Genomic DNA, 13644 nt, shown 5'->3' with positions numbered 1-13644 from the left:
CCACGATGTCGCGCTTATTCGCGCGAAGAGGGACTTCGGCCGCTAGCATCTATGAGTACACGCCCTAGTACAATTACTGAGGCGTCTGACACGAGCGGTCCATGGCTACAGCCCGGCGGCGATCGCGATCCGCATCAGCTCCGACATGCTGCGCACATTAGTTTTGGCCATCAGGTTCGCGCGGTAGACCTCAACCGTGCGCGGGCTGATACCCAGGTCGTGGGCGATCACCTTGTTGATCTTGCCTGCCACGAGCCCCCGCAGAACATCACGTTCGCGCGGCGAAAGGTCCACCAGGCGAGCCTCCGCCTCGCGTTTGGCCGTAGCGCCGGTTGGCGCTGCCGACTGTGTTTGCAGGGCTTCGTTGATTGCACGCAGTAGCGCTTCGTCCTCGAAGGGCTTTTCGATGAAATCAACCGCACCAGCCTTCATCGCCTCAACCGCAAGTGCGACGTCACCATGGCCAGTCATCAGAATGACGGGACATGCGACCGCGTCGACCTTGAGCCTGCGGACCAGCTCAAGGCCGCTCATGCCGGGCATGCGGATATCCGATACGATACAGTCGACCGTGCTGCTCTCGAAATGATCGAGAAAATCGGTTGCGGTCTCATACGTCGTGACGGCAAAGCCGTTAACGTCAAGCAGGAAAGCGAGCGAATCCCGCATTGCGGCATCATCGTCGATCACAAGAATTGCGCGGCGCGTAGTCATTCTTCTTCTCCGTCCTCCGCCAACGGGAGGGTAAACTGGAAAGCCGTACCACCGCCGGTGTTTGGCAGCGCGACGATGCGCCCACCATGGGACTCGACGATGGTTCGGCAGATCGAAAGTCCGACGCCCATGCCGTTCTCCTTGGTTGTGATGAAAGGCTGGAACAAGCGGTCGGCGATATCGGGGCTGATGCCGGGGCCAGTATCCGCAACGGTGAATATTGCGACGCCATCCGCCTTGGTGACTCCGACCGTTAATTCGCGGCGCGAACTCGCGGCCATCGCCTCGATCGCATTCCGGACCAGGTTCAGTACCACCTGCTGGATCTGGATCTTGTCGACCAGGATCGGTGGAATGTCCCGGTCGCTGCGGATTGTCACCCGGACTCCCTGCTCCTTGGCGCCGAGCAGTGCGAGCGCGACGGCCTCTTCAAGCAGCGTGACTGGGCTTTCCAGAGAGTGCTGTGTTTCGCCCTTGGCAACGAATTCGCGCAGGCGCTGGATGATGTCACCGGCCCGCAGCGCCTGCCGCGCGGCCCGCTCGAGCGCGTCGCGTATTCGCTTTACGTCAGGTGTCTCCGACGCCAGCAGCGCGCCCGCGCCGCGCATGTAGTTTGTAATCGCTGATAGCGGTTGGTTGATCTCATGAGCGATGGATGACGCCATTTCGCCCATGGCGGTCAACCGCGATACGTGGACCAGCTCGGACTGCAGTTCCTGGAGCCTCCGCTCTTGCGCCCGACGTTCGGTAAGATCGCGGATGAAGCCGGTGAAGAACCGCTCACCACGTACCTTGGCCTCGCCGACGGCGAGCTCCATCGGGAAGGTAGAGCCGTCGCTCCGCTCTCCGACCACGATCCGCCCGACGCCGATGATGCGTCGTTCGCCAGTCGTAAGGTAACGCTTGAGATACCGGTCGTGCTCGCCGCGATACGGCTGCGGCATCAGGCTCGAGACGTTCTTTCCAACGACCTGGTCCGTTTTCCAGCCGAACAGGCGCTCCGCGGCCGCGCTGAAGGAGCGAATATTGCCGTGGTCGTCGATCACGATCATGGCGTCTGGAACGGTGTCCAGGATCGATTGTAGATGCGCTTGTCGATTTCGCGCTTGATCGCTTTCCCTCAACAACCGGTCGCCCATAAAGCCAAGGATCGGGCCGAGGATGGCAAAACACGCCATGTCGACCAGGTTCGCAGGTTCAGTAACCAGACTTTTGCCGAGGAAGTTGGCGCTGATGGCAAGGCAGAGCAGGGTGGTGAGGATCGCCGGACCGCGGCCACCGGCGAAGGCGGCGAACAACACGGCGGGAACGTAGATGATCGTGAACGTCCGGTCTTCGAAGTAGTTATTCAATGCCGCGCGCGCCACGAATACGAGCGCGGCCGCTGCCGCGGCAGTGCCATAGCGGTACCAGATGCGGTCAGACATATTCCCCCGGGCAACGCCCTCAAACCTGTTCGATAGTACAATGTTCGGGCGCCTGAAGCCACCGCCCGCCTGGTATGAGATCGTTCTTGGCGGCGAGAATGCGACCGGGAGTCCGGACTATCTGACCCAAGGGCGCCAATGGGTGGGTTGTACCACGATGCGCTCGGCGGTCTCCGCCTTGATCCAGCCGCCCAGAGTGCGGCGGCAGGGAAAGACGAGCCGGTGAATGGCGTTACCCTCGATCACGGCGAGCTCCAGGTCGCGGTCGTAAGGAGCGACCGCGATCCCTTCCCATGTCGGGCTGACGCCGCCTTTTGAGAGGTCTGAAGCGTCACGAGTCGTCACGTCAGGCAGCCTTTCGAGGCGTCTCCTCGGTAGCGCCGGTTCGCCGTGCAAGCAGGTTCAGCTCGATAGTGCCCAGCGAACGCGCGGTCTCGATCGCGTATGTCGCGTCCTCCGCGGCGCGCGCCGTCACGCCCTTGCTCCAGTCTTGCAGCGCCGTGATTTTCTCGGCGACCGAGGCGGTGGAATTGAATTTGCGGAAAAGCTCCCAGGCTTCGGTCGATTCGATCTGAATCTGCTCGAGCCAGTGTCGGTTCGCTTAGATCAGCTTTTCCGAGAACTCCGATTGGACGGCAATTGCGCGTTTCGCGCAGCTCTGGATGGCCTCGGCGACGGGACGGGCTTGGCTACGGTCTGTCATGTTCAGCTTCCTCAATTGCTAGTGGCCTCGTGTCTCACGATGGCGGTGCCTGCGTGTTGATTTGCGTCAACCGGGCGCATGCCCCTGACGCTGGCGCTAAATGCGCCTGGGAACGACAATCGTGCCGGTTCGCAGGTTGACGAAATGGATGCCGTCGCAAGCGGCACATGAGATCGACTGCAGGTCGTCGGCTTGACGATCGGATGTGTCCCCCGGAAGCAGGCCTTGAACTCGATCGCCGGTATTTGGGCACGAGAAGATAATTGGGCGCCAGGCCGCTATTTCTGTCATCTGCGTAATCCTGCCGGACGCGGCATCCTACGATAACGGAGTGCGGCTCCGTATTGATGCAGCTCAAAAATCCGCCCGCGCGGGCTAAAAAGGCCGGCGGTGATGGAGCGGAGGCCGAGCAGACGAATGCGCGGTTTGTCTTAACGGAGGCCGCCTTGCCCAGTAGCTCATCCGGGCGAGCGCCACGAGAACGACGGCGAGAACTCCGATTGAGGCGAGCAGGATCTGCAGCATGATTGTCTTCTCCCGATGTCGAGGCCAGCATCTCCGACAATCGGTCGCGGCGCCTTGATTCCAGTCAAGTTCGGGAGTTGAGCGAAATCATTACCGGCAGATTGATTTGGTGCAAGGAAGAACGGCAATGCGCCCGCATCAGGAGATGGTAGGATGATCGTTCGCCTCGCAGTTCTGCTGATTCCGTTGATTGTGACCGCCACGATCGACGCAAATGTGCTGGGATTCGCTGCAATGATGCTTACGATCGGCGTGATCGTCGGCTTTGCTATTGCTGCGGCCGGATGGACCATTGGCAGCGATACGTCATCACTGCCGTCGGTCCGGCCGCGATCCGTGGTCAGGAAGCTTCTCCACAAATAGTAGCTCTTGGCACGATCATCTTTGCGGATTTGGTAGGCCACGGGTCGCGCATGGTCGATGCCGGGGGCAGGACGCCGTCCATATTCGATGTCCTCCCGCGATATGACATCTCCACCGCGCGGCATTCAATTGCGACAGATCAAAGCGGGCGTCGCGCATCAATGGCAGCGTGGAAAACAAGGAATCAACCCAGGTGAGGGGGCCATGACATCATTCGACGTTCGCTTCATCAAGACCGTTTGCGACGATACCGGCCATGAACATCGCGCCTGTCAGGCCGCGTTCAAGGTCGACGCCGCCTCGCTCTCCGCAGCCGCGCAGTTGGCCGAAGCCGACTTCTGCAGACAAAAAGGTATCCGCGACTGGACGATCTTTGCCGATTCGATGGAGCTTCGAACGCCGCCGGCGCTGCCGTCCGCTTGGGGCGGCTGACGATCCTGCACGGCGATCACATTCGATTACCGCAACGTCACTGCTGACCAGAATCTATCCGGCAACCGCGAATCAATGAGGGGTATCGATGATGTCCGATCGAGCAGACGGCAATAGCTCACCGCAGTTTGAAAGTCTTCTCGGTCGCCTGCGTGCATTTCTAGCGCGCCGGCACGAGTTCGATCTGATGGCTGCTAGGGAGGTCGATGAGATCGCTCACGAACTCAATCTCTCGACGTCGGACCTTCGTGCGCTTGCCCGCGAGCAAGGCTCGCCGGAATTGCTGAGCAAGCGTCTCGAGCATGCGGGTTTGTCCGAGCAGAGTCTCGCTTCGTCCCATTGCGATGTGTTGCGCGATCTGCAGCGAGTGTGCGGTCTATGCCGCGAGAAGGCGCGCTGTGCTGCGGATCTCGCGCGGGAAAGGCGGGCCAGTCCGGCCAAATATTGTCCGAACGAACTGACCCTGACCGCGCTGGGCCGCGGCGCCGGTGGCGCGCGGCAGGGCGCAGGAATTGATGCCGATCAAGCAGCTGCCGGCAAGATCGTGCTTTCCATGACGTCATCGCATTCAGAGAAAGCTTCCACATGACAAGTCCGTCTTCCGTTTCAAAGGCGATGACGATGGGCGAAGCCGGCCTGGCGTTGGGCTTCGTTGTTTTTGCCTTCGTTAGCTTTCTCGGCATGGCGATGGGGCACGATGCGGCGTTCAGTTTTTACGCGGCGCTCGCTTGCGCCGCCAGCTTGATTTCCGTGATCGTGATCTGCAATCGCTATCTTGACCGTCCGGCCGAGCTGCCTCCGGCGGAGATCGGTGGGCGCCCCAATTACAATCTCGGCCCGATCAAGTTCGCCTCGGCGATGGCGATGTTCTGGGGTATTGCGGGCTTCACCGTGGGTCTGATTATCGCCATGCAGCTGGCGTGGCCCGCACTCAACTTTGATCTGCCCTGGACGACATTCGGTCGTCTACGACCGCTGCACACGTCTGCAGTCATCTTCGCGTTCGGCGGCAACGTTCTGATCGCAACCTCGTTCTACGTTGTGCAGAAGACCTGCCGCACGCGCCTTGCAGGCGACCTTGCGCCCTGGTTCGTCGTGGTCGGTTACAACTTTTTCATTCTGATTGCCGGCACCGGCTATCTGTTGGGGGTCACCCAGTCAAAGGAATACGCCGAACCGGAGTGGTATGCCGACTTCTGGCTGACGATCGTCTGGGTGACGTATCTGCTCGTGTTCCTGATGACGCTGGTGAAGCGCAAGGAACCGCACATCTTCGTCGCCAACTGGTTCTATCTCGCGTTCATCATCACGATCGCAGTGCTCCATCTCGGCAACAACCCCGCGCTGCCGGTCTCCTTCCTGGGCTCGAAGTCCTACATCGCCTGGGGCGGCGTGCAGGATGCGATGTTCCAGTGGTGGTACGGCCACAACGCGGTCGGCTTCTTCCTGACTGCCGGCTTCCTGGCGATCATGTACTACTTCATCCCGAAGAGGGCGGAGCGTCCGGTCTATTCCTACCGGTTGTCGATCATCCACTTCTGGGCGCTGATCTTCCTCTACATCTGGGCCGGCCCGCATCATCTGCACTACACGGCGCTGCCGGATTGGGCGCAGACGCTCGGCATGACCTTCTCAATCATGCTCTGGATGCCGTCCTGGGGCGGCATGATCAACGGCCTGATGACGCTGTCGGGAGCTTGGGACAAGCTGCGCACCGATCCCGTGCTGCGCATGATGGTGGTGTCGGTCGCCTTCTACGGCATGTCGACCTTCGAAGGCCCGATGATGTCGATCAAGGTGGTCAATTCCCTGAGCCACTACACCGACTGGACCATCGGCCATGTGCATTCCGGTGCACTGGGCTGGGTCGGCTTCGTCTCCTTCGGCGCGCTCTACTGCCTGATTCCCTGGCTGTGGAATCGCCAGCTTTACAGCCTGAAGCTGGTCAACTGGCATTTCTGGATCTCGACCATCGGCATCGTACTCTACATTTCCGCGATGTGGGTGTCGGGAATCCTGCAGGGCCTGATGTGGCGTGCCTACACCTCGCTCGGCTTTCTCGAATACTCGTTCATCGAGTCTGTCGAGGCCATGCATCCCTTTTACATCATCCGTGCAGCCGGCGGCGCGCTGTTCCTGGCCGGCGCCCTGATCATGGCCTTCAATCTCTGGATGACGGTCAATGCCGGCCGAGCCAGCGAAACCGAAGGTGCCGCTGCCCTCCAGCCCGCCGAATAGGTCACGCAATGTCCTTCTGGAATCGACACAAGATCTTTGAGAAGAACTCGATCATCCTGATCGCCGGCATTCTCGTCGTCATTGCCATCGGCGGGCTGGTCGAGATCACGCCGCTGTTCTACCTGAAGAGCACGATCGAGGCGGTCGACGGCGTGCGGCCCTATACGCCGCTCGAACTCGCCGGCCGCAACATCTATGTCCGCGAGGGCTGCTATCTCTGCCACTCGCAGATGATCCGGCCGCTGCGTGACGAGGTCGAACGCTACGGCCACTATTCGCTCGCCGCCGAGAGCATGTACGACCATCCGTTCCAGTGGGGTTCCAAGCGCACCGGGCCGGATCTGGCGCGCGTCGGCGGCAAGTATTCCGACGATTGGCACGTCACGCACCTGATCAATCCGCGGTCGATCGTCCCGCAATCGGTAATGCCGGGATATCCGGCGCTCGCGAAGACGGAACTCGATCCGTCCGATGTCGCGGCTCATCTGCGGACGAACCGCGCGGTCGGTGTGCCCTATACCGAGGAGCAGATCGCCAATGCGGCCGCCGATCTCAAGGCTCAGGTCGATCCCGACAACCCCGGCTCCGATGCGCTTCAGAAGCGCTATCCTAAAGCCCTGGTCCGCAACTTCGACGGCAAAGGCGGCAATCCGACCGAGCTCGACGCATTGATCGCCTATCTGCAGATGCTCGGCACGCTCGTCGACTTCAAGCTCTACAACGAAAAAGCCAATCTGCGCTGAGGACACGGGCATGAAAGCGATCATTCAAGCCGAGAATTTTGCATCAAGCCTGGTCGGCACGCTCTGGACCCCGCTCTTCGTCGGAATCTTCGTCGCCATCGTCGTCTACGCGCTGTGGCCCCGCAACAAATCTCTCTTCGATGCCGCGGCCCGGATGCCGCTGCGGGAGGACTAACCGATCATGAGCGAGCACAATGAGATCGACCACGTTTCGGGCCGCAGCACGACCGGCCATGAGTGGGACGGCATCAAGGAACTGAATACGCCGCTGCCGCGGTGGTGGGTCCTGACATTCTATGCGACGATCGTCTGGGCGATTGGCTACTGGGTCGTCTATCCGGCCTGGCCGCTGGTTTCGGGCTACACCTCTGGCCTGTTCCACTATTCCACCCGCGCGAGCGTCGCGACCGACCTTGCCGATCTCGAAAAATTGCGCGGCGAGAAGATGGCGGTGCTCGGCAATGCGTCGTTGGCCGACATCGAGAAAGATCCGGCGCTGCTGGCGCTGGCGCGTGCCCGCGGCAAGACCGTGTTTGCGGACAATTGCGCACCCTGCCACGGCAGCGGCGGTGCGGGTGCAAAGGGTTATCCGAACTTGAACGACGACGACTGGCTTTGGGGCGGCTCGCTCGACCAGATCATGCAGACTATCCAGTTCGGTGCGCGCTCCGGACACGCCAAGACCCATGAAGGGCAGATGCTGGCGTTCGGCCGTGACGGCGTTCTCAAGAAAGATGAGATCGTGACGGTCGCCAACTATGTGCGCTCGCTGTCCGGCCTTTCCACCGCGCCGAAATTCGACGCCGCGGCAGGCAAGAAGCTATTCACCGAGAATTGCACCAGCTGCCACGGCGACAATGGAAAGGGCAATGCGGAACTCGGTGCGCCGAACCTGACCGACCAGATCTGGCTCTACGGCTCCGACGAGGAGACGCTGATCGAGACCATTACCAATGGCCGTGCCGGCGTCATGCCGGCGTGGATCGGCCGGCTGGACCCGGTCACGGTCAAGGCGCTGGCGGTCTATGTGCACTCGTTGGGCGGCGGCAAGTAGCCGCTACGGCGGTCTCAGTTGCGATTGTTGATCAAGGTCAAGTTCGCGCCCAGCGCAGGAATGTAGGCTCAGGCAGAGCCTTATTCGAGCAACCCATGAACAAGCCTGTGTCGCCTGACGAACTCATAGCCGACGAAGATGGGCCGCTCTACGCGCCGCGCAAGAAGGTATACCCGCAGAGCGTCTCCGGCCGGTTCCGTTCGATCAAATGGCGGCTGATGGCGGTCTGCCTCGGCGTGTATTATTTGCTGCCTTTCGTGCGCTGGAATCGTGGCCTCGGGGCGCCCGACCAGGCCGTGCTGATCGATTTTCCCAACCGGCGCTTCTATTTCTTCTTTATCGAGCTGTGGCCGCAGGAGATCTACTATTTCACCGGCCTCCTGGTGCTAGCGGCGCTCACTCTGTTCCTGATGAATGCGCTGGGCGGCCGGATCTGGTGCGGCTATCTCTGTCCGCAGACGGTCTGGACCGATCTGTTCTATGCGGTCGAGCGCCTGGTCGAAGGCGACCGCCGCGTCCAGATCAAGGCCGATGCCGGCCCGATGACGGTAAAGCGCGCTGGCCGCCGCGTGCTGAAGCATGCAATTTGGCTGATGATCGCCTGGTGGACCGGCGGCGCATGGGTGCTCTATTTCGCCGACGCGCCGACCCTGGTGCGCGATCTGGCGACGTTTCACGCACCGGCGATCGCCTATGTCTGGATCGCGATGCTGACCGCTTCGACCTATCTGCTGGCCGGCTACATGCGCGAGCAGGTCTGCGTCTATATGTGCCCGTGGCCGCGGATCCAGGCCGCGCTGACCGACGAATGGGCGCTCAACGTCACCTATAAATACGATCGCGGCGAGCCGCGTTGCTCGGTGAAGAAGGCGTTCGACATTCGCTCGCTCGGCGAGAAGGCCGGCGATTGCATCGATTGCAACCAGTGCGTCGCGGTGTGCCCGACCGGGATCGACATCCGCGACGGCGCGCAACTCGGCTGCATCCAGTGCGGTCTGTGCATCGATGCATGTGACGCCGTCATGACCAAGGTCAGCCGCAAGACCGGCCTGATCGGCTACGACAACGATATCAATGTTCAGCGACGCGTCGCCGGCAAGGAAGAGGTCTTCAAGCCGGTTCGCGCCCGCACCGTCGTCTATGCCGGCCTGATTGCCGCGGTCTGCGCGGTGATGCTCTACGCGTTGATGTCTCGCACTCTGCTCGACATCAACGTGCTGCACGACCGCAACCCGATTGCAGTGCGTCTCAGCGAGGGCGCGATCCGCAATGGATACACGCTGCGCTTCCTCAACAAGCGCGGCTTTGATCGGGTGATTGCGATCGATGTCGACGGACCGGCCGAGGCCAAACTTCATGTCATCGGTGCTGAGTCTGTGACGCCGGACCGGCCGATGATCGTGCTTGGCCGCGACACCACCACCGAACTTCGCGTGCTGGTGACGGCGCCCTTCGATGAAAGAACGCAAAAGTCGGTGCCGGTCACGTTCCGCGTCACGGATATCGGTCTCGGAGAGGCCGCCTCCGCGACCGACCATTTCGTTCTTCCATAACGACGGAATCTACCATGGCAGCCTCGAGTTCCGCCGTGCGACCCATCACCGGACGGTTCGTTCTGGTCACGGCGATCGCGTTCTTCGCCGTCGTCATCGGCGTCAACATGGTCATGATGCGTCTTGCCATCACGACCCTTCCGGGCACCGAAGTCGACAGTGCCTACAGCGCCAGCCTCGCCTATCAGCGCGAGATCGTGGCGGCGCGGCAGCAGAACGAGCGCGACTGGCAGGTGCAGGCGCATATTGATCGGCGGCCTGATGGAACCGCCGCACTTGCACTTGAGGCACGCGATCATGCGGGTGCGCCTCTGACGGCATTGAATTTTCTCGTAAGGCTCGAACGACCGATCGATCGTCGCGCCGATCGGACGATCGAAATCAGTGAGGCCGGTGGTGGCCACTATCGTGGCCGCGCCGAGTGCGTTGCCGCGGGGCAGTGGGACCTCGTGATCGAGGGCGATGCCGAGGGACGCCGCATGTTCCTGTCCAGAAATCGCGTTCTGCTGAACTGAGGGTAACCCGCATGCAAGCGGATATCGATTTCTCGCACTATTTGAAGAATACGGGAACGGGGCTCGTCCATCTCGATCTCGCAGTCGAGGGCATCAGCTGCGCAGGCTGCATGGCCAAGATCGAGCGCACCCTCTCGAACATTCCCGACGTCACCTCGGCTCGCGTGAACCTGACCGACAGTCGTTTGGCGCTGGAGTGGAAGGCCGGCGCCCTCGATCCGGCACAGTTCGTGAGCCGACTCGCCGAGCTCGGCTACAAGGCCTATCCGTTCGAGCGGGACGACGCCGAAACGCTGGAGGCGCAGCGGGCGAAGGGCCTGTTGCGCCGGTTGGGTGTCGCTGCCTTTGCCGCGATGAACGTGATGATGCTGTCGGTTCCAGTGTGGTCCGGCAACGTCTCCGACATGCTGCCGGAACAGCGCGACTTCTTCCACTGGCTGTCGGCGCTGATCGTGCTGCCGGCGGCGGCCTATTCGGCGCAGCCGTTCTTCTCGTCGGCGCTGTCATCGCTGCGGGCACGTGGCGTCAACATGGACGTGCCGATCAGCATCGGGATCGTGCTGGCACTGGCGACCTCAGTGATCGAGACCTTTAACCACGCCGAACACGCCTATTTCGATGCCGCGATCATGCTGATCGCGTTCCTGCTCGCTGGCCGTTACCTCGACCAGAACATGCGGCGACGCACCCGCGCTTTCGCCGGCAACCTCGCGGCCCTCAAGGCGGAGACGGCGACGAAGTTCATCAGCCCGACCGAGATCAAGACGGTCCCGGCGGCTGCGATTCGGCCTGGCGACATCGTGCTGCTGAGGCCCGGCGAGCGATGTGCGGTCGACGGCAATGTGGTCGAAGGCCGCTCGGAGGTCGATCAGAGCCTGATCACAGGCGAAACCTTGCCGGCGGTGGCGACGCCTGGAAGCACCGTATTCGCGGGCATGCTGATTCGCTCGGGCACTTTGCGCGTCCGCGCGTCGGCGGCCTCCGGTGGCACGCTGCTGGATGAAATATCCCGGCTGCTGGATCACGCGCTGCAGGCACGCTCGCGCTATCTTCGTCTGGCGGAGCGTGCATCAAGGCTCTATGCCCCGGTCGTGCACGCGACCGCGTTGCTTACGATGCTGGGTTGGCTAGCCTATGGTGCGAGTTTTCACGACTCGATCGTGACGGCGATTGCGGTCTTGATCATCACCTGTCCCTGCGCGCTCGGCCTGGCCATTCCCGCCGTGCAGACCGTGGCATCCGGTGCGCTGTTCGGTTCGGGCGTGCTGCTTAACGCCGGCGATGCAATCGAACGTATCGCGGAGATCGACCGGGTGATCTTCGACAAGACGGGCACTCTGACATTGCCCGACCTCGACGTCGCCAATCTCGTGGACATCCCGGATGAGGTCGTGAAGCTTGCAGGCCGGCTGGCACTCTCGAGCCGTCATCCGGTCGCTGCCGCGGTCGCGCGCAAGGCGGGGGCGGCTTCACCGCTGCCGGACATCCAGGAGGAACCGGGTCAGGGCGTGCACGGCTTTCACGACGGGCGTCCGATCCGGCTGGGCCGCCCGTCATTCTGTGGTGCTGACGACCTCGCGAACGAGATCCTGTGCCGCGATCCGGAGGCGTCAGTCGTCGCATTCAGCCAAGGCGAGCACAGATATGCCTTCTCAGTTCGGCAACGGTTGCGGCCGGATGCGGCCGAGGTGATAGCAGCGTTGACCCGCATAGGCGTCGCCGTTGAGATCGTGTCGGGGGATCGCGAGCCGGCGGTCCGGCTCGCGGCCCAGATGCTGGGCGTGCGCGAATGGCGTGCCGAGGTCTTGCCGGTCGACAAAATTGCTCGGATTGAAGATCTGGCGCGCCGTGGCCACAAGGTGCTGATGGTCGGCGACGGCCTGAACGATGCGCCGGCGCTGGCCGCCGCGCACGCCTCGATGTCGCCCGTGACGGCGACGCATATGAGCCAGGCGGTCGCCGATGCGGTCTTTCTCGGCGAACGTCTTGCGCCGGTACTGGCAGCAGTCAAGGTGTCCCGGACGGCGCTGCGGCTGATGCGGCAAAACCTTTGGCTTGCCGTCGTCTATAACCTGCTGGCCGTACCGATCGCGATCGCTGGCCTGGTCACACCGCTGATCGCAGCGGCGGCAATGTCGGGATCGTCGGTGATCGTGATGCTGAACGCGCTGAGGGCACGTACGAGGGAGGCGGTCTGATGGAAGTTCTGGTTATCCTGGTGCCGCTGGCTCTTGCACTTGGCTTTGCCGGCTTGCTCGGGTTTCTCTGGTCACTGAAGAGCGGTCAATACGATGACCTCGATGGCGCCGCCTGGCGTGCCATTGCCGACGACGAGCCCGTCGGCGGTCAGGGCCGGTCCAAGTAGTGAAAATGCACCAGTGAAACCGCGGATGCGAGGGGCAGCGCTGTGCAGGCGAAGGGCCAGCACGATTGGTCCGGCCCGTCTGCCAGCGTTGCCGTGACCGCAGTAGTTGGTTGATGGCACCAGCGGTGCCATCGTCAGCAGCACCACACCGGCAGCACGTCGGGCCGCCAGTAGCGTCAGTGTGTCGCCGACACAGCGATGGGGCGCATCGTGGTGGCATCTAACCATCCGTCGGCATGCCGAATGCAGGGGAAGCCCAGCGGATGTCGATCGTCGACCGCGAGCTCGATCACGCAGTCGGACGGCGCCGACGCGATGTCGTGCCACCCGAACCGGGCTAGCCTTCGAATCAAAGCGTTGAAGATCCGACGCATGTCGCAAATCACTCCAATCGGTGGATCGATCATCACGCGCTTGATCGTGGAGTGTTTGACGTAGAGCAACTCCAGAGCCGGAGGCTCTGTTATTTCTTTTGGCGGCCGGGTTGTTCAAAGAACAGCACAACGAAATCGACGGGAAGCGTCCCCGTGGCCGTTCTTTTGTTGCCCGCGACATTCACTCAGGTAGCAAGAAGCCGCGCGCCCGACTGCATGGAAGCGCCTGCCACCTGTCAGCCCTTCTCCGTTGGCTGGAAAGGCGAGAATCGTGGATGCAGTGTCGTATCCACTCACCAACACGCGAGTTCGCCCGACGCCTTCGAACTTGCGTGCGAACGAAAAGTGCACGTATCTGGTGCGGTTTCTGGTGCGGTTTCTGGTGCGGTGGTCACGCCGAGGACAACGAAGACCAAGCAAGGTACTGATATTTTTGGTGGGCCCGGCAGGACTCGAACCTGCAACCAGACCGTTATGAGCGGTCGAGCCGACGCGATCCGGTAATTGCCTCGCGCATGAAGGCTGCACTCCCGCGTTCCCGAGCTTGGGCAAACAGGCAACCAATTCAAGGCGCTTGACTGCTCACGCCTTATTGAACGGTTTCACCAGTCATGCCGAAAGTTGCCACAGCTTGATAT

The 13644-nt window shown here is 61.8% G+C and carries 15 protein-coding genes and 1 tRNA gene; 11 read left to right on the top strand and 5 right to left on the bottom strand.

The annotated features are described in order from the left end of the window. Positions 1 to 105: 105 nt before the first annotated feature. From fixJ to XH93_RS36250, 3 genes are all read right to left on the bottom strand, one after another. A complete protein-coding gene (gene fixJ / locus XH93_RS36260) occupies positions 106 to 714 on the bottom strand; it encodes a response regulator FixJ (RefSeq protein WP_194471154.1) in 609 nt (202 codons plus the stop codon). Next, positions 711 to 2141, bottom strand: a complete 1431-nt coding sequence (locus XH93_RS36255; protein WP_139861689.1) for a PAS domain S-box protein — start codon at positions 2139 to 2141, stop codon at positions 711 to 713. Before XH93_RS36255 ends, fixJ begins: the two co-directional genes overlap by 4 nt. A gap of 117 nt (positions 2142 to 2258) precedes the next feature. After that, entirely contained in the window at positions 2259 to 2486 is a 228-nt protein-coding gene (locus tag XH93_RS36250; RefSeq protein ID WP_139861688.1) for a hypothetical protein, read from the bottom strand. Positions 2487 to 3522: 1036 nt separating this feature from the next. Here XH93_RS36250 and XH93_RS36245 point away from each other — a divergent pair. The 11 genes from XH93_RS36245 (at position 3523) to ccoS (ending at position 12632) form a co-directional block, all read left to right on the top strand. Then, entirely contained in the window at positions 3523 to 3732 is a 210-nt protein-coding gene (locus XH93_RS36245; RefSeq protein ID WP_194471153.1) for a hypothetical protein, read from the top strand. An 87-nt stretch (positions 3733 to 3819) separates the two neighbouring features. Beyond that, positions 3820 to 4164, top strand: a complete 345-nt coding sequence (locus XH93_RS36240; RefSeq protein ID WP_246799386.1) for a hypothetical protein — start codon at positions 3820 to 3822, stop codon at positions 4162 to 4164. Positions 4165 to 4255: 91 nt separating this feature from the next. Next, complete coding sequence (locus XH93_RS36235; RefSeq protein ID WP_210340426.1) at positions 4256 to 4753, top strand: hypothetical protein; 498 nt, start codon at positions 4256 to 4258, stop codon at positions 4751 to 4753. Between the two features lie 26 nt (positions 4754 to 4779). Then, complete coding sequence (gene ccoN, locus XH93_RS36230; RefSeq protein ID WP_371815135.1) at positions 4780 to 6402, top strand: cytochrome-c oxidase, cbb3-type subunit I; 1623 nt, start codon at positions 4780 to 4782, stop codon at positions 6400 to 6402. 8 nt (positions 6403 to 6410) lie between these two features. Continuing rightward, entirely contained in the window at positions 6411 to 7145 is a 735-nt protein-coding gene (ccoO, locus tag XH93_RS36225; protein ID WP_139861684.1) for a cytochrome-c oxidase, cbb3-type subunit II, read from the top strand. A 10-nt stretch (positions 7146 to 7155) separates the two neighbouring features. Further along, positions 7156 to 7320, top strand: a complete 165-nt coding sequence (locus tag XH93_RS36220) for a cbb3-type cytochrome c oxidase subunit 3 (RefSeq protein ID WP_194471150.1) — start codon at positions 7156 to 7158, stop codon at positions 7318 to 7320. A gap of 6 nt (positions 7321 to 7326) precedes the next feature. Then, positions 7327 to 8199, top strand: coding sequence for a cytochrome-c oxidase, cbb3-type subunit III (gene ccoP / locus XH93_RS36215; RefSeq protein ID WP_194471149.1), 873 nt, complete (start codon positions 7327 to 7329; stop codon positions 8197 to 8199). 95 nt (positions 8200 to 8294) lie between these two features. Next, positions 8295 to 9752 carry a cytochrome c oxidase accessory protein CcoG gene (ccoG, locus tag XH93_RS36210; RefSeq protein ID WP_194471148.1) on the top strand — a complete coding sequence of 486 codons (1458 nt, stop codon included), beginning with the start codon at positions 8295 to 8297 and terminating at the stop codon, positions 9750 to 9752. A 14-nt stretch (positions 9753 to 9766) separates the two neighbouring features. Beyond that, entirely contained in the window at positions 9767 to 10267 is a 501-nt protein-coding gene (locus XH93_RS36205; RefSeq protein ID WP_139861680.1) for a FixH family protein, read from the top strand. Between the two features lie 11 nt (positions 10268 to 10278). Next, positions 10279 to 12465, top strand: a complete 2187-nt coding sequence (locus tag XH93_RS36200) for a heavy metal translocating P-type ATPase (protein WP_194475462.1) — start codon at positions 10279 to 10281, stop codon at positions 12463 to 12465. After that, on the top strand, positions 12465 to 12632 hold the full coding sequence (ccoS, locus tag XH93_RS36195) for a cbb3-type cytochrome oxidase assembly protein CcoS (protein WP_139861678.1): 168 nt from the start codon (positions 12465 to 12467) through the stop codon (positions 12630 to 12632). The genes XH93_RS36200 and ccoS overlap by 1 nt, the downstream gene beginning before the upstream one ends. A gap of 176 nt (positions 12633 to 12808) precedes the next feature. On the opposite strand, the gene XH93_RS36190 is transcribed toward ccoS, so the two are convergent. Together XH93_RS36190 and XH93_RS36185 are read right to left on the bottom strand one after the other, a co-directional pair. After that, positions 12809 to 13075: a hypothetical protein gene (locus XH93_RS36190; protein WP_246799385.1), complete on the bottom strand. Its 267-nt coding sequence runs from the start codon at positions 13073 to 13075 to the stop codon at positions 12809 to 12811. A gap of 365 nt (positions 13076 to 13440) precedes the next feature. Beyond that, positions 13441 to 13538, bottom strand: a tRNA-Met gene (locus XH93_RS36185). Between the last annotated feature and the right edge of the window lie 106 nt (positions 13539 to 13644).

The sequence above is a fragment of the Bradyrhizobium sp. CCBAU 51753 genome, from assembly GCF_015291565.1.
Taxonomy (GTDB): domain Bacteria; phylum Pseudomonadota; class Alphaproteobacteria; order Rhizobiales; family Xanthobacteraceae; genus Bradyrhizobium; species Bradyrhizobium ivorense.
This window is presented reverse-complemented; position numbering and strand designations above follow the sequence as displayed.